We start from the raw sequence: 16,257 nt of genomic DNA, 5'->3' as shown, positions 1-16,257 counted from the left end.
CCTCATCCCTCCTTGATGTCCAGCGGGCGAAACCGGATCTCGATCGACGTGCCTTCGTCCGGCGCGGTCCTCACCGTCAGGGCGCTGTCCGGGCCGTAGTAAAGCGCGAGCCGCTCCCGGACGTTGCCGAGACCGTAACCGCCTTGCGTCTGCTCCTGCGATTCCATCCCTACGCCGTCGTCTTCGACCGTGAATATCGCCATGCCGTCACGCAGCTGGCCCGTCAGGCGAACCTCGCCTTCCCCGATCTTGGGCTCGAGGCCGTGGTAGATGGCGTTCTCCACGAGCGGCTGAAGCAGCAGCTTCAGTATCTCCAGGCTCATCAGCTCCGGCTCGACCTCCGCAACGTACCGGAAACGCCCTTTGTACCGCAGATTCTGAATCGTCATGTAGTGCTCGATATGCTTCAGCTCCTTGAAGACGGGGATCGTCTCCTTGCCCTTGTTGAGGCTCAGCTTGAAGCTCTCGGACAGCGCGACGGCCATGGCGGCGATTTCCTTGTTCTTGGCGATGACGGCCATCCAGTAGATCGAATCGAGCGTGTTGTACAAAAAATGCGGCTTGATCTGCGCCTGGAGCGAGCGGAGTTCGGCCTCCCGTTCCTTGAGTTTCGAATGGACGAGCCGTTCGCTAAGCTGCACGTTTTCAGTAGAGATTCGCCGGAACGTTTCGCCGATCGCGCCCACTTCGTCCTCGTCGAAAGCCGTCCTTTGCGCCTGCTCCCCGTTTCCTTTCGACCAGTCGATCATCATCTTCTTCAGCTGCAGCAAGGGGCGGGTGATGCTGCCCGAGACGAACAGCGACAGCAACAGCGCGATCAGGCCGATAAACGCCGCGAACCAAGCGGTCGCGAGGCCGATCCGCGTGGAATCCTGCAGCAGCCGGCTCGCCTTGACGACGTGGAGGAACGTCCAGCCGGTCGTGTCGTTGCGGTAGCCGATCGTCAGGTAGCCCATCCGATGGAGCGCGCGAAACGCATCCTCCTCCCCGCTCGCGTCCGCGAACTTCTGCACGAGAGCCGGATCCTGCGCGTAGACGACGGTGACTGGGCTTCCCGCGGGATCGAGCACGAGAAAGCCGCTGTCCTGGTTGTCGTTCATCGCCTGGCCGAACATCGACTTCTTCAAATTAATGACGAGAAGGCCGATCGTCTCGTAGTCGGATGGGTCACGGAGCACTTTTACGCTCGAAAAAGAGCCGCTGCTTGGAGAGGCTTGGAGAACGTTGTAGGCGAAAAAGAGCTCCCGGCCCTTCGCCGTCAGCGCCTCTCGATACCAAGAGCTGCCCGCGATAGCGAGCCTGCCCTGCGGACTCGCATAGATGCCTGCGTTGGCATCGGTGCTGCCATAGCAGACGGCGTGGAAGCCGCGGTCGAACAGGCAGATCGAATCGATGTGCCGCGTGTCGATTAGGTTCGAGACGACCACGTTTTGCAGCCGGTTCGCGGCGCGCACGTCGAGAGTCCGCCCTCCGTCCTCGCCGACCGCCTCGAGGTCCGCGCGTACCTGGTCGTTGGCCAGAATGAGGCGATGCATGTTCACGACGTTGCGCAGCAGCAGGTCCGCGACCTCGCTGGCCGTCTTGAGGTTGTGCTCGTTGTTGTCCATATGATTGCGGACGATCGTGTTTTTGGAGATGTTGTAGGAAATATAGCCGAGCAAAATGAGGGGCGGCACGGACAGCATGACCATCGCCAGCAGGATCCGGATCCGGAGCTTGCGAGGCCTCATGCGTCGCAGCGCAAGCCGCATAGGGGCTAACATCCAATCGACCGCCTTTTAACGTGTCATCGCCGAATGCCGGACAGGCCGCCGAGTTCTCCCTCAATTGTAAACGAATTCAACAAAAATCGGACATCCGATTTTTTTAGGGGCGGATGTCCGATTTTTTTGGTTTGGCGCGGTCAGTGCCTGTAAAGGTTGAACTCGGCGATCGTCCACCAATTGCTGCCGGCCGTGCCGGTCTGGTTGACGTTGACGTAACGGGCCGTCACGGCCGCGAACGAAACCCGAGCGACCGCTCCCGCGCCCTCTCCGCTAGCGACGGGCGTCCAGTTCGACCCGTCGTTCGAGACATAGACGGTATACGCCCGCGGATAATCGCCGGGAGCCGGGCCTGCGTTCAGCTCGACCGTGTCAAAGGTTTGCGCGGCGCCCAGATCGACCTGGAACCATTCGTTCCCCAACTGCGCCTTGCCGGACGTCCATCTTGAGACCGCGTTGTCGATCGGTACCGAGCCGTCGTAGGGCGCATTGCGCGGCGCCTGCAGCCAGCCGTCGAGGGCGACGTTCGGATTGCCGCCGGATTCGGTATGGGAGGCTGTCGCGGTCCATCCGGCATGGGAAAGGCGGGTGCCGGGGGAGGGGAATTGCGCGGCTCCGAACACGTTGAACTCCGCGATGGACCAGTAGTTGGCGCTGGCCGAACCCGTCTGCGTGACCTTCACGTACCGGGCGAAGTTCGTCGGGAAGGCGATCATGACGTCCTGCGCGGGCGTCGCGCCCTCGGCGACCGTCTGCCAGTTCGTACCGTCGAGGGATAGGTCGACCTTGTAGCCCCGCGGGTAATCCCCGGCGAAGGATCCGGCGTTCAGCGCGATGCCGGCGATGGATTGGATCTTGCCCAAGTCGGCGCGGAACCACTGGCCTGACGACTGCGCCGCGCCCGTCGCCCAGCGGGACGAGAGGCTGCCGTCGAGCGCGGCCGATGCCGGACCGTCCCCGGCCGAGACGGAGGCCGTCGCCGTCCAACCCGACCGGTCCAGCAGACTCGGCGCGGCCTTGTAAACGCGAAGTTCGGAGGCGGTCCACCAGTTGGACGCCGTGCCCGTCTGACTGATTCTGATATAGCGGGCCGACTGCGTGGGCACGTAGGCCTCGATCGTCTGGCCGCGGCCGATGCCTGTTGCGAGGGGCGCGCTCCAGTTCGCGCCGTCGGCCGACACGGAGACGCTGTAGCCCCGCGCATAATCGCCAGCGTTCGCCCCGGCGTCGATCGACAGCTTGTTGAAGCTCCTCACGGCGCCCATGTCGACCTGCAGCCACTGGCCCGGCGCCTGGGCCGTCCCGTTCGTCCAGCGCGTCGCCGGATTGCCGTCTAGCGCATTCGCCGCCGCGTCGGCGCCGCCGGTCGCCGAGGCCGATGCCGTCCAGCCCGCTCGCGGGAGCAAGCCCGACGTGCCGTCATAGACGGAGACGTCCGCGATGCTCCACCAATGCGCGGCCGCGCCGGTCAGCTGCACGCGAATATACTGCGCCGTCAGCGAAGCGAAGCCGATATTGGTCATGCCCGAAGTTCCGTGGCCGGTCGCCGCGTCGCTCCAGTTCGTGCCGTCATTGGACGTTCCCAGCACGTAGCTCGCCGGCACGTCGGCGGACAGCTTTCCGAGGTTCAGCGTGACTTGGTCGAAGGTCTTTTGCGAGCCCAGGTTCAGCGTGAAGGTTTGCCCGGACGCTTCGTTGGCGCCGCTCGTCCACCACGTTTCCGCGTTGCCGTCGATGGCTTGCATGGCCGTGAATGCGCCGTTCGTGTTCGAAGCGGCGGAGGTCCATTCGGCGCGGGGGAGCGCGTCGCCCGTCGTGGAGGTCCACTTGTACGTCGCGACCGTATCGCCCGGGATCGTGTCGGCGATCTGCCCGTCCGGCGTGATCAGCTTGATCGTCTTGGCGGACGTGTTCATGTCGGTCGCGTTCTTGTCGCTCGGCCGGCGGTTCACGACGATGACGACGTTCGTGCCGTCCGGATTGCGGAAGGCGACGTTCGTGACGTCGCTCGCGACCGTGCCCGTGCTGTCGATCCGGACCGCTCCGGGCTGGATGAAGCGCGAGAATTGCCCGAACGTGTAGTACCAGGCGTTCAGCTTGTACGAGCTACTCCCCGGCGTGCCCGTCCAGGATACTTGCGAGTCGACCCAGAAGTCCGGATCCTGCGCGGGATCGCGGTTTTCGTTTTGCCAGAAGCCGGGTCCCGGTCCGGGGTTGACGAACTCGATGAAGGTAAGCCAGTACGAGTAGCTGCTCATCCAGTTGCGCATGTACTCGATCAGCTTGGCCGCGCCGTTCGTAATCTCGGTCAGATGCATCGTTTTGTCGGGATATTGGGCATGCAGCGGCGTTCCCTGGTAAAGGGTCTGACCCGTGTAATTGTGGAAGCCCATGCCTTCCACGTACTGCGCGCTCGCCGGATTGGCCAGGGTTTTGGCGTAGTCGAACGTATTCTGCTCGTTGTCGTCGAGTCCCCAGATCTTGGTCTTGATATTATTCGCGGCAAAAATCTGTCCGAGCGTCTGCGCGAAGTTCATCTGCTCGTCCGTCGTCCAGAGCGTGCTCGGATATCCGACGGAGATCGCAGGCTCGTTTTGCAGCGTGACGGCATAGATCGGGATGCCGCGATCCCGGTAGGCTTGAATATACTTCACGTAGTAGTTCGCGAGCGCGCCGTAAAATTCAGGCTTCACGTGGCCGCCGTTGAGGAGCGAGCCACTATCCTTCATCCAGGCAGGCGGCGACCAAAGAGAGGCATAAAACTTGACGCTCGGATTGATCGTTAAAATCTCCTGCAGCATCGAGAACACGCCGAGGTCGATATCGCGCTGGACGGAAAAGTGCGCCAGCGTCGGATCGGTCTGGCCGGCGGGCATGTCGTCGTACGTCCAGTACCCCTTTTCCTGCTTGCTCGTATCGTAATCCGGGCAGAAGTCGGGGCAGGCGATCGCGAGCCTCATCAGGTTGTAGTTGTTGCCTGTCGCGGGATCGAACAGCGCTCGCAGCGCGGAAGAGCGGTCGGCGGCGGACAACCGGTTCAGCTCCCAAATGCTGTCGTGCTCGAGCGAGCCGCCGAAGCCGATCCAGGGCTGATAGGTAATCGACGGGTCCACGACGATCGTAGCGTCGGCGGAGGTTTGGTCGATAGCGGTTAACGACTTGCTCGGCTGGGCTGTCAGCCGGTTGTTCGTGTCCGTGTTGTTGTAGGAACTGTAGACGACCTGCACGGAGCCGCCGCCGGCCGCGGCTGCGGAGGACGGGGCGAGCAGGACGAGCGGAAGTGCCAGCAGCGCCGCGAGCGCGGCGAGTAACGTTCGTTTCAAGTACATAATCGAAGCCTCCTCGATAAGTATGATGATATCGCTTACATTTTGCTGAACCGTTTAGTCATACCCGCCGCGGCCCCAGGCGCTCCTTCTATAAGCGTTTTTCGACACTATCGTGACTTACGCACCGCAATCCACGCGCCGTTATCCGGTTTTTTCGGCTACCTCGGCCTCGCACACCTTGCCATCAGCTCCCGAATCCTCCCCTCAGTCCTCCGTCACCACGTCGAACGCTTCCCTCATCGACTGCAGCCCCCGGCTCGCCGCTTCGTCGGCGCTCAGCCCGCCGAAGTCGGTGACGAACAGCTCCAGGGACAAATAGCCCTCGTACCCGATCCGGTGCAGGAGCTCCGCCGCTTCCCGCAACGGAGCAACGCCCTCGCCGGGGAATACGCGGTCCCCATCGCCGATCGTCTCCCGGCCGGGCGAGGCAGGGTAATCGTTGGCGTGGCAGATGCCGACCTCGGCGCCCGTCAGCGTGCCCAGCTCGGCCATCTCGCTCCCGCCCGTGTACATGTGGAACGGGTCGAGCAGTAGCTTGCCTTCCGCGACGCCGCTCCGGCTGAGGATGTCTCGGGCCTCGGCTAACCTCGACAGCTTCGGCGCACGCCCCCAGAACTCCAGGTACGGCTCGACGCCGACGCGCCGCCCGAGCTCGACCAAGCGGGCGAACCTCGCGGCCAGCTCCTCCGCCGAGACTCGCCCGACTTCGCCGAACGGCGGGGCGGCCACCGCGGCGCAGCCCAGCGCCGCCAGCAGCCGCATTTCCCGCTCGGCCTGCGCAAAGGCCGCTTCGCGAACAGCTTCGTCCTCGTCCGCCCATTTGAAGAAGGCGATTGCGTTCGGGAAGGCGATCCCGTTCTCGTCCAGGCAATTTTTTAACGCTTCGACCGTTCCACCGCTTGCCAGATACGTCTCGATCTGCGGCACCCATAGCTCGATCCCTCCATAGCCCGCCCTCGCAGCGACGGCGATCTGCTCCGGCACTTCAAGCTCGAACGGGAACAGGGTCGATGCGTTCAACGCCGCTTTAAATGGAAACATGTTGTTCCTCCCCTCTACTTTTCGCAGCCGTCACCCCGGCGACCGGCAGCGTCCTTCGTTCCTCGCTGCTGCGCAGCGCCAGTTCGATCAGCCGGATCGCGTCGCGCGCTTGCTCCGCCTTGACCGCGAGCTCGGCTCCGGTGGACAGATGATCGTAAACATTCCGATAGTAATCCTGATAGACGCCCGGCAGCGTCTCGACAAGGCCTTCCACGCGGAGGCCTCCGACTTGCGCGTTCAGCCGGCCCCACTGTGCCGTATCCTCCCGGCCCCAGCCTGGCGCCCCGGGACGCGCGCCGCCGATCAGCGCCGCCTCCTGCGGGTCCGTGCCGAACTTAACATACGAGCCGGCCGTCCCGTACAACGCGTATCGCGGCCTCGGCTCCCGGGCGAACCGGGAGGAGCCGAGCAGCACGCGCAGCCCGTCCCGGTACGACAGCTCGACCTCGAACGAGTCCGCCGCCGCCGCGCCTTCCCGCACCGAGCGGATCTCCCCCCGGATCGCATCCGGCATGCCGAACAGACTGAGCGCTTGATCTAGCAAATGCACGCCTAAATCGTAGAACACGCCCGTGCCCGGGCCGCCGCCTTCCCGCCAATTGCCGGGGACGAAGACCGGATCGTAACCGTCCCAGCGCAGCTCGCAAGCGACCGGACGACCGAGCAGCCCTTGCCCGAGCAGCGACCGGACCGTGAGGAAGTCGCCGTCCCATCTGCGGTTGTGGAACACGCTCAGCATCCGCCCTTGCGCCTTCGCCAGCGCGATGAGCGCGTCGGCCTCGGATGCCGTCGTCGTCATCGGCTTCTCGACGACGACATGCTTGCCCGCCGCCAGCGCTTCGCGCGCGAAGCGGACATGGTCCGTGCTGGGCGTCGCGATGACGACCAGGTCGATCGTCGGATCGTCGTACAGTTCTGCGACGTCCTTCGCGACGCGGATCCAGGGGTACCGTTCCTTGGACCGGTCCCCGCTGCGCTCCACGACCGCGCGCAGCGCGAGCCCCGGCACGGACGCGATGACCGGCGCGTGGAAGGTGCGCCCCGCGTAGCCGTAGCCAATCAGGCCGACGCCAATCTCTCCGCTCTCGCGCACCCGCTCACCCGCTTCACTCCGCCCGCTCTCCTCAACCTGCCCGCTTGCACCGATCCGTGCGCTCTCTCCTCTTGCACTAACCTGCCCGTTCTCTTCGATCTGCTCGCTCTCTTCGACTCGCCCGCTCTCTTCAACCTGCCCACTTGCGCCGACTTTCCCACTCTCTCCGACCTGCCCGCACTCTTCCATCCTCATGCTCACGTACGAACCGCGCCCATCCGCTGCAGATTGCGGTAGCTCGTCTCGATGCAGTCGAAGACGGGCCTACGGCAATGATCCTGCTCGACGACGAGCCATTCGGTCCCCGCTTCCTCGGCCGCCTTCAAAATATCGCCGAAGTCGAGAATCCCTTCGCCTACCTCGGCGAAGAACTGCTCATCCCCCGGCTCCATGTCCTTGACGTGGAGCAGCGGGCAGCGCCCGCGAAGACCGCGCAAGTAAGCAGCCGGCTCGACGCCGCCTATTTTCGCCCAATAGACGTCCAGCTCCATCTTCACCAGCTCCGGATCGGTCTCCCGCAGGAGCAGGTCCAGCGCCGTCTCTTCGCCGAACCGGACGAACTCCCAGTCGTGGTTGTGATACAAAAATTGCAGCCCGCGCGCCCGGCAGGCTTCGCCGATCCGGTTGAACAGCGCGGCGCTCTCGAGCACCTCCTCGCGCGTGTCGAAGCGATGCGACAGCACGGCGTACTTGGCGCCGAACAGCTTCAGGAAGTCCGCGAGCGAGTCCAGCCCGTCCGTCAGCTGCTCGATCCCGGCATGGGCGCTGATCACCTGGAGGCCGATTCGATCGAATCTCGCCTTCATATCGGCGATTTCGATGCCCGCAGGCGGCGGGCCGATCTCGACCGCGGCATAGCCGATCCGCGCGACGCGCTCGAAGGCGCCGAGGTAATCGCGATCGAGTTCTTCGCGAATGGTAAACGGTTGCAAAGCAACGGGGAATGCCATATGATTCACGTCCTTAACGAGATTATTGGAAAATGGCGAAGTCCGGCAGCCGTATGCGACAAATCGTCCTTATCGGTCCAGCGCGCCGTACTTCAAGCCCAGCGGCAGCGGCGCCGGCCGCTCGCACTTCGCCTCCACGGCGACGTGGCGCTCCTCGCGCGACGAATCGAAAACGCCGAGCGTGACGTCCAGCACGTGCCGCGCCAGCCGGCCGCTCGCCCGATGCGGTCTGCCCGACCGGATCGCGTAGGCCATGTCGGCGAGCCCGACGCCGCGGCTGTTGTCCGCGAAGCCGTGCGTGAACGGCAGCTCGCTCGTTCGGCCGTCGGGCTGGAGCAGCCGGATCTGACCGTCGAAGTTGTTCGGATCCGGGACGTACAGAATGCCTTCGGTGCCGTAGATCTCCAGCCGCGGCGAATAGCCGAAGCTTTCCTTGCCGGCCTGCAGCGTGGCGATCGCGCCGCTCTCGAAGTCGAGCGTGGCCGACGCGTGCATCGGCGCCTCGACCGGCACCGTCTCGCCGAAGCGCGGCGAATGCGGATTCGCGACGGTCAGGCTGCGGTTCACCTGTCCGACCGAGCCGCTCACCTTGCGCACGGGCCCCAGCAGGTTGACCATCGCCGTGATATAATACGGAGCCATGTCGAACAGCGGATCCCAGCCGAGCTTCAGAAAATTCGGGAGGTTCGGATGCATGCCGTCGTAGACGTTGCCCATCAGAATCTGGCCGCTCGCCGCGTATGGCGTGCCGATCCAGCCTCCGTCGATGAGCTTGCGGCAGGTCTGAAGGCCGGCGCCCAGGAACGTATCCGGCGCGCTGCCGACGCGGAGGCCTTTCGCTTCCGCCGTTCGCAGGACCAGATCCGCGTCTTCCCGGTTCAGGGCGAACGGCTTTTCCGCGTACGCGTGCTTGCCGGCTTCGAGAATCTGCAGGTTGACGGCCGTGTGCGCATGAGGCGCGGTCAGATTGACGACAATCTCGATAGCGGGGTCCGCGAGCAGTTCCTCTACCGTACATGCCTTGGGAATGCCGTATTCGTCAGCCCGCCGCCTGGCCAGCTCCGGTACCAGGTCCGCGACGGCCGCCACCTCGAGGACGCCGAACATCTTCGTGCAGTTCTCAAGGTAGATGGCGCTGATCGCGCCGCAGCCGATGATGCCGATTTTCGTTTTTTCCATCGTGATCACCCTTTCAAATCCATTAGTAACACCGGCCAAAATCGAAGTCAACGGCGGAACGGCACGAATGCCCAAGTTGCAAAATTAGTCTATTTTTTATCGAAATCGCGTCCATTTCAAGCGCTTTCATAGCTGGGCTATAATGGGTCGTGTCAGCTGCGGGACGCCGTACCGACACCGATTAAGCGCTTACACATAAAAGGGAGGATCCGATCGTCCATGAAAAAAAAACGCGTCATTCCCCTAATCGCCGCCGCGATGCTCGCCACGCTCGCCGCCGGTTGTTCCAACTCCAACAACAACGGCAACGCGGCTAGCCCCGCAGTCTCCGGCTCCGCCTCGACTCCGGCATCGGCCTCGGCATCGGCATCGGCGCCCGCAAGCGCCTCATCGGACAATGCCGGCAAGACGCTCACCATCATGATGAGCTCTGGCGACTACGGCCCCGATACGCTGAAGACGACGATGCAGGCGGCCGCCGACCAGCTCGGCGTGAAGATCAAGTACGACATTTTCCCCGACGACCAGATGCTGAACATCGTGAATACGAAGCTCGCCACGGGCAACGCCGGCGACATCATCATCCATAACTTCGGCATGACGGACGTATCGGCGAAGGATCTCGCGCCGCTTCAAGGCGACTGGGTCGACAAGATCACCGAAACGACCAAGCCGCTCACCGTCAACGACAAAGGCGAGGTGCTGAAGGCGCCGCTCGGCGGCGAGTCCAACATGGGCCTCCTTTACAACAAGAAGGTACTCCAGGACGCCGGCGTGACGCTTCCGATCAAAAACTACGCCGACTTCGTCGCCGCAGCCGAGAAAATCAAAGCCAAGGGCGTCACGCCAGTCTACATTTCCAACAAAGAAGTATGGACCGCGCAGATTCTGCTGCTGACGACGATGACCGCGCCGCTCGTGAACGACGAGTCGTTCGTCGACAACATGATCGCGAACGAGGCCAAGCCGTCCGACAACGCGAAGCTGGTCAAGCTGTTCGACAACGTCCTCTCGCTCAAGGACAAGAAGCTGATCAACGACGACTACATGTCCGCTACCGACGCGATGGCCCAGGAGGCGCTCGTGAACGGCAAAGCCGCCTTCTACGCGCAGATGAGCTCCACCTACGCGGCGCTGTCCCAGAACTACCCGGACAAGGTCGGCGACATCGGCATGACCTACACGCCGCTGTGGGACGACGAAAAAGACGGCTACGTGCTGTACGGCCAATCGTCCACCTACATGTCGGTCAGCGCGGCCAGCGACAATCTGGATCTGGCCAAGCAATTCGTCAATACCGTCCTCTCGCAGCCGGTGCTGACCAAGTACTACGAGCTGTCCCCGGGCTCCGCGCCGTACAAGGACCTCGGCTACGACCTCAAAATGAGCCCCTTCAACGAGGAAATGAACGGGTACGCCGAGAGCCTGCCGCGCCTGGCGGACTTCACCGCGCAGCGCTTCGGCGGCGCGCCGAAGCTCGACCCGTTCTACGGACGCTTCAACGAGCAGATCCAAGGCCTGTTCGCGGGCAAACCGGTCAAGGATACGCTCGACGCCTGGTACAAGGCCTACGCCGACGACGCCAAGGCGCGGAGACTGGCCGGATTCTGACGACGTTGCCGATCTGACAATTTCTATCTGACGTTGTTGATCTGACGATGCCGCCCGCTCCGATCTGCTCGCATCCCCTGCCTCCGCGTCCGCGCGCGGGCAGGGGCTTCTGACGGGCGCACCCGGTCCCGCACCATGTTCCCAATCCACGAACGAAGAAGGTAGTTGCCATGAGATCCCGCAGCATGTCCCGCTATTATTCCGCCTGGTTCGTCATGCCGGCCTTTATCCTGTTTCTCGTCTTCTTCATCTTGCCGAACATCGCCAGCTTCGTTCTCGGCTTCACGGACTGGTCGCTTTTTTATTTCGACGACATCCGCTTCAACGGACTCGACAACTTCGAGCGCCTCTTCACGGAGGCCAACTTTCTCACGGCCATCAAGAATACGTTTTACTTCGCGATCCTCACGGTCATCGTCAAAAACGTGCTGGGCTTCTTGCTGGCGCTGCTCGTGCACAAGCCCTCGCGCTACAATAATTATTTGCGCTCCGTCATCTTCCTGCCGATCACGATCAGCTCGATCGTCGTCGCCATCGTATTCGTCGCCATTTACAATCCGTCGAACGGCATACTGAACGAAGGACTGCGGGCCGTCGGCCTCGGCGGCCTGGCCAACGACTGGCTGTTCGATCCCAAGATCGCCATGACCTCGATCTCCTTCATGGAAGTGTGGCAGTGGACCGGCTTCAACATGTGCATCTTCATCGCCGGCCTTCAGTCGATCTCCAAGGAATATTACGAGGCCGCGAGCATCGACGGCGCCTCGAAATTCAAGCAGACGCTCCATATTACGCTGCCGCTGCTGATGCAGTCGATCAACATCACCGTCATTTTCAGCATCATCTCCGGCCTTAAGGTGTTCGCCCAAGTGTACGGCACGACGAACGGCGGCCCCGCGGACGCGACGCAGGTACTCGGCACGTTCCTGTACAAGAGCTTTGGCCAGGGCTACCTGGGCTATTCCTCCGCCGTCGGCCTCGTGACGACCGCGATCATCATGATTCTCACGCTGGGCATTCTCGCGTTTCTCCGCAAAAGGGAAGTGGAATATTGATGGAGACCACCTGGAAAAAAACCTCGAGAAAGACGTTCTATTACCTGGCGACGTTCCTGTTCAGCCTGGTGTACATCGTGCCGATGTGGATGGTCGTCGTCAATTCGCTCAAGGATGCCAAGGAAGCGAACCTGTTCGGCATCTCGCTGCCGGCGTCGCTTAAGTTCGTTAATTACAGGACCGTCTTCGAGAGCGCGAACGTCGGGCGCGCCTTCGCCAACGGACTGATCCTGTCGGTCGGCTCGGTCGTCCTGATCCTGGTCCTCGCGTCGCTGGCCTCGTTCGCCATCGCCCGCTCGCGCCGCCGGTCGCTGCAAATCTACTATTATATCTTCATCGTGGGGCTCATCGTCCCCGTAGCGTTCATCCCGACATACCTCGTGCTCGACAAGCTTTATTTGCTGAATACGTATACGGGGCTCGTGCTCGTGTCGGCCACCTTCGGACTGCCGATGTCCATCTTCCTGTACGCCGGATTCATCCGCACCATTCCGTCCGAGCTCGACGAGGCGGGCATCATCGACGGCTGCCGGCCGCTGGCGCTCTTTTTCCGGATCATCTTCCCGCTGCTGAAGCCCGTCACGATGACGCTCCTGATCTTCAACTTCGTCGGCTCGTGGAACGATATCCAGATCCCCCTCTTCTTCGCGAACGGCGACAAGTGGGGACTGCCGCTGACGGTTTACAACTTTTACGGCTCCTACCTGCAGTCCTGGAATCTCATCTTCGCCGATATCCTTTTGACGGTATTTCCGCTCCTTCTCCTTTACATTCTGGCGCAGCGGCATATAATTTCAGGTATGACGGCCGGCGCGGTCAAGGGCTAGCAGCTCTTCGCAGCATGCGCTTAGGCCCGCATTTCGGACAGGAGGCGGCAGCTTGCGGTTTTTCAGACATCTATCGTTCGCCAAACGCCTGTTCTTCATCTTCGCTTCTCTAAGCTGCTTCGTCATTTTCGTTTCTACGGTCGCTTATTACTACTACGCCTCCAAAGAGAACAACCGCACCTCCATGCGTTACTTCAACGAGACGGTCGAAAATACAGCCCGGCAGCTGGACGAGCTGGTCTCCGGCATGGACGTCGTTTCCTCGCAGGTCATCGCGAACAAAAGCATTCAGCAGGCTTTTTTCGATATCGGCCCGGACCCGGACGGCAAGAGCAATTATTTCGAGCAAAATCTCGCAGGCCGCAGCCTCGTCCAAGGCGCGCTCTGGACCTACAATTCTCCGCGGGAAACCGTGGAGAATATTAACGTTTTCGCGGCGTCTTCGACGTTCGTCGGGCTGATGAGCCTGCCGCCCGTCTCGCTGATCCGCCGGGAGTCGGTCTCTTCGTACTGGGACGTCGGCGACGCCAAGTACAAGCTGCTGCCGCCTCACCGTGACCCTTGGGGCGTGCTGATCGGAGACGAGCCCGTCGTCTCTCTGATCCGGCCGCTCACGCTGACGTACTTCAATTTTGAAAACGTCGCCACAATCGAGGTGCAGCAGCGCTACGAGAAAATACGGGAAATCTGCGATTGGGACCGCGACAAAAACGGCATGCGGCTGTTCGTCGTCGACGAGAGCAATAACGTCGTCTATCCCTATGCCGACCCGTATACCGATTCGGACCGCGCGCTGACGGCCGAGGTAAAAGCCGCACTGGCGGCATCCGGCGAAGGGACGCTGAGCAAGATCCGGGTCGCCGAATACGACGAGCCGCTGATCGCGGCCTCGCACCGGCTCGCGAACGCGGACTGGCGCGTGCTCCTCGTTCAGCCGGAATCCGCGTACCTCTCGTCCGTCAACCGGATGCTGTTCATCCTGATCGCGACGGGGATCGCGTTCACGGCGATCATCTCGGTCATCGTCTACTTTATCACCCGGTTCGTCACCCGCCCGCTCGTGCGCCTGCGCCGGTCGGTCCAGCACGTCTCCCTGGAGAACAAGCTGAACAAGAGCGCCTCGACCAAGATCGACGAGATCGAGCAGCTTGAAGCGTCCTTCTACGAGATCATCGAGGAGATCAAGCAGTCGGCGAATCTGCTGGTCAAGTCCAAGGAGAGCCAGCTTCGCCTGAAAATCTCGGAGCTGCAGTCCAAGATCAATCCGCACTTCCTTTACAATTCGCTCATGGCGATCAGCTCGGCGGGCCAGGAAGCCCGCAGCCTCAAGGTGCAGACGATGTGCTACCAGCTCGGCGAGCTTTTCCGTTACAGCAGCGGCGACGGCGAGGAGGCAACCGCGGCGGACGAGCTCGAGATCGTTCGCACGTACCTGGCGTTCATGAAAATGCGCTACGAGGACCTGCTATCCTACGAGGTCGAGGAGTCCGGGGCGACGGACCGCGTGCGCATCCCGAGGCTGCTGATCCAGCCGCTCATCGAAAATTCGTTCACGCACGGCTTTCTCGGCATCGTCCCGCCCTTCAAACTTCGCGTCCTAAGCGTCGCCGACGATCGCGAGTGGCGCGCGGAGATTCGGGACAACGGCAGCGGACTCTCTCCGGAAGCCATCGCCAGAATCCGCGGCAAGATGCGCGAGGTGGACGACATCCTCGAATCGAACGAAGGCTACGACCGCCTGCGCACGGACGATATGGCGCTCATCAACCTGTACATCCGCCTGAAAACGACGTACGGCAAAAACGCCGAGCTTCATATCGGCAACGATCCCGCGCTCGGAGGCGCGCTTATGCGAATCCGCGTTATTCTGTAACGACGAGGTGAAGACATGACGATCCGAACGTTTATCGCGGAGGACGAGCCGCTCACGCTGCGGAGCATCAGACAATCCATCGAGCAGACGAACGAAGCCTACCGCGTCGTCGGGCAAGCGACCGATGGCCAGTCCGCGCTCAAGCTGATCCGCGAGACGGAGCCCGACGTCGTCTTCACGGATATCCGCATGCCGCTGGTCGACGGCCTGGGCCTCGTCCGCCAGCTGAAGGCGGAAGGCTGCCGTTCCGTCTTCGTCTTGCTGAGCGGCTACAAGGAATTCGAATACGCCAAGGAGGCGATCACCCTCGGCGTCGAGGAATATCTGATCAAGCCGATCAATCCGGCCCAGCTAGAGAGCGTGCTGGCGCAGGTCCAGTCGAAGCTCGACGGCGCGCGCCGGGTGCGGCAGCACGACTATCTCGAGCACAGGCGGGACGAACCGCTGCCTGCGGGGCTGTTCGATCCGGGCCGCTCGTACTGGATGGTAAGCGTGTGCGTAGGCGCCTATCGGCGCAATCCGCTCGAGCCGGTCCTGGGCGCGGATCGGCTGATGGACCTGGACAAATGGATTGCCTCGCTGTCCGGGGATCGTCTCTACTGGCTCTTGAACGGCAAATGCCCGAACGAGAAGATCGTGGTGTGGGAAGCGGATACCGCCTTCCCGATCGCCGAGCTGGCCGATGGCCTTGCCGCCAAGATCGGCCGGTTCGCGGAGCGGGACGTGCCGGCCGCGTTGTTCTACGGGACGGCGCCGACCGATATCGCCGCGCTGCCGGCGCGAATCGCGGCGTTGGAGCAGGCGATGCGCGAGCGGCTCGTATTCGGCGAATCCGTCGTTGCCGGCATCGATCGGGACGCCGGGCCCGCGGCGGCGGAAAGGCTGCCGGACGAATTCGGCGAGGATCTTCGGCTGCTCAAGACGCTCGCCGCGAAGGACAAGGAGCAGGAGATCCGGCTGCTGTTCAAGAAGATGCTTCGCGCCAGCCGCGAGCACCATCTGACGCAGCCGCTGCTGTTGAAGCTGCTCCGGCAGGTATGCCAAATCCTGATCGCGCGGTCGGGACTCGAGATCGAGCCGCGGGACGCCGCGGAGGATCTGATCGCATCATCGGCCGGCTACGAGGATTTGGGGCGTCTGCTGGAGGCCTTCAGCCGCGAGGTCGCGCATCCGGCATCGGAGATTCGCGCCCTCGACAAAGGCAGCGAGCGGATTTTGGACGACATCCAGGCGTACATGGACGCGCATTTCCATACGGAGCTGTCGATCCAGGGCATCGCGGCGAGCTTCGGCTTCAACTACTCGTACCTGTGCTCGCTGTTCAAGAAGTACAAGCATCGCACGCCCAACGAATATATCATCGAAAAGCGGATCGAAAAGGCGAAGCAGCTCCTCCGCACGACGGATCTGTCGATCAAGGCGGTCGCCTCCTTCGTCGGCTACGAAGATCCGTATTATTTCAGCCGCATCTTCAAGACGGTCGCGGGAGTCACGCCCTCGGGTTATCGCAAGGCGGCTGAGGCGTAAGCGCGAGTT

11 protein-coding genes are annotated in these 16,257 nt (G+C 62.3%); 5 read left to right on the top strand and 6 right to left on the bottom strand.

The window, feature by feature from the left end:
• Positions 1-2: 2 nt before the first annotated feature.
• The 6 genes from BM235_RS08655 to BM235_RS08630 form a co-directional block, all read right to left on the bottom strand.
• Positions 3-1,763 carry a sensor histidine kinase gene (locus BM235_RS08655; protein WP_090111707.1) on the bottom strand — a complete coding sequence of 587 codons (1,761 nt, stop codon included), beginning with the start codon at positions 1,761-1,763 and terminating at the stop codon, positions 3-5.
• Between the two features lie 140 nt (positions 1,764-1,903).
• Positions 1,904-5,092 (bottom strand): discoidin domain-containing protein, encoded by a 3,189-nt coding sequence (locus BM235_RS08650; protein WP_090111705.1) that lies wholly within the window; start codon positions 5,090-5,092, stop codon positions 1,904-1,906.
• 204 nt (positions 5,093-5,296) lie between these two features.
• Positions 5,297-6,133: a sugar phosphate isomerase/epimerase family protein gene (locus BM235_RS08645; protein WP_090111703.1), complete on the bottom strand. Its 837-nt coding sequence runs from the start codon at positions 6,131-6,133 to the stop codon at positions 5,297-5,299.
• Positions 6,120-7,421, bottom strand: coding sequence for an oxidoreductase (locus tag BM235_RS08640; protein ID WP_255374287.1), 1,302 nt, complete (start codon positions 7,419-7,421; stop codon positions 6,120-6,122). Before BM235_RS08640 ends, BM235_RS08645 begins: the two co-directional genes overlap by 14 nt.
• A gap of 2 nt (positions 7,422-7,423) precedes the next feature.
• Positions 7,424-8,176, bottom strand: coding sequence for a sugar phosphate isomerase/epimerase family protein (locus BM235_RS08635; RefSeq protein WP_090111699.1), 753 nt, complete (start codon positions 8,174-8,176; stop codon positions 7,424-7,426).
• A 69-nt stretch (positions 8,177-8,245) separates the two neighbouring features.
• Positions 8,246-9,355, bottom strand: a complete 1,110-nt coding sequence (locus BM235_RS08630) for a Gfo/Idh/MocA family protein (RefSeq protein ID WP_090111697.1) — start codon at positions 9,353-9,355, stop codon at positions 8,246-8,248.
• A 219-nt stretch (positions 9,356-9,574) separates the two neighbouring features.
• Here BM235_RS08630 and BM235_RS08625 point away from each other — a divergent pair, with 219 nt between their 5' ends.
• From BM235_RS08625 to BM235_RS08605, 5 genes are all read left to right on the top strand, one after another.
• Positions 9,575-10,966: an ABC transporter substrate-binding protein gene (locus BM235_RS08625; RefSeq protein WP_090111695.1), complete on the top strand. Its 1,392-nt coding sequence runs from the start codon at positions 9,575-9,577 to the stop codon at positions 10,964-10,966.
• A 170-nt stretch (positions 10,967-11,136) separates the two neighbouring features.
• Positions 11,137-12,021, top strand: coding sequence for a carbohydrate ABC transporter permease (locus BM235_RS08620; RefSeq protein ID WP_090111693.1), 885 nt, complete (start codon positions 11,137-11,139; stop codon positions 12,019-12,021).
• Positions 12,021-12,848 carry a carbohydrate ABC transporter permease gene (locus tag BM235_RS08615; RefSeq protein ID WP_090111680.1) on the top strand — a complete coding sequence of 276 codons (828 nt, stop codon included), beginning with the start codon at positions 12,021-12,023 and terminating at the stop codon, positions 12,846-12,848. The genes BM235_RS08620 and BM235_RS08615 overlap by 1 nt, the downstream gene beginning before the upstream one ends.
• A gap of 52 nt (positions 12,849-12,900) precedes the next feature.
• Positions 12,901-14,721, top strand: coding sequence for a cache domain-containing sensor histidine kinase (locus BM235_RS08610; RefSeq protein ID WP_090111678.1), 1,821 nt, complete (start codon positions 12,901-12,903; stop codon positions 14,719-14,721).
• A gap of 15 nt (positions 14,722-14,736) precedes the next feature.
• Positions 14,737-16,248 (top strand): response regulator, encoded by a 1,512-nt coding sequence (locus BM235_RS08605; RefSeq protein WP_090111676.1) that lies wholly within the window; start codon positions 14,737-14,739, stop codon positions 16,246-16,248.
• Positions 16,249-16,257 lie beyond the last annotated feature (9 nt).

It is taken from the genome of Cohnella sp. OV330 (assembly GCF_900112065.1).
Lineage (GTDB): Bacteria > Bacillota > Bacilli > Paenibacillales > Paenibacillaceae > Cohnella.
The sequence above is the reverse complement of the archived record's forward strand: the minus strand, read 5'-3'. Positions and strand labels throughout refer to the sequence as shown.

Coding starts and splice junctions, on each gene's coding strand:
- BM235_RS08625 (WP_090111695.1), top strand. CDS start 9,575: ATGAAAAAAAAACGCGTCATTCCCCTAATCGCCGCCGCGATGCTCGCC.
- BM235_RS08635 (WP_090111699.1), bottom strand. CDS start 8,176: ATGGCATTCCCCGTTGCTTTGCAACCGTTTACCATTCGCGAAGAACTC.
- BM235_RS08630 (WP_090111697.1), bottom strand. CDS start 9,355: ATGGAAAAAACGAAAATCGGCATCATCGGCTGCGGCGCGATCAGCGCC.
- BM235_RS08605 (WP_090111676.1), top strand. CDS start 14,737: ATGACGATCCGAACGTTTATCGCGGAGGACGAGCCGCTCACGCTGCGG.
- BM235_RS08650 (WP_090111705.1), bottom strand. CDS start 5,092: ATGTACTTGAAACGAACGTTACTCGCCGCGCTCGCGGCGCTGCTGGCA.
- BM235_RS08645 (WP_090111703.1), bottom strand. CDS start 6,133: ATGTTTCCATTTAAAGCGGCGTTGAACGCATCGACCCTGTTCCCGTTC.
- BM235_RS08655 (WP_090111707.1), bottom strand. CDS start 1,763: ATGTTAGCCCCTATGCGGCTTGCGCTGCGACGCATGAGGCCTCGCAAG.
- BM235_RS08620 (WP_090111693.1), top strand. CDS start 11,137: ATGAGATCCCGCAGCATGTCCCGCTATTATTCCGCCTGGTTCGTCATG.
- BM235_RS08615 (WP_090111680.1), top strand. CDS start 12,021: ATGGAGACCACCTGGAAAAAAACCTCGAGAAAGACGTTCTATTACCTG.
- BM235_RS08640 (WP_255374287.1), bottom strand. CDS start 7,421: ATGAGGATGGAAGAGTGCGGGCAGGTCGGAGAGAGTGGGAAAGTCGGC.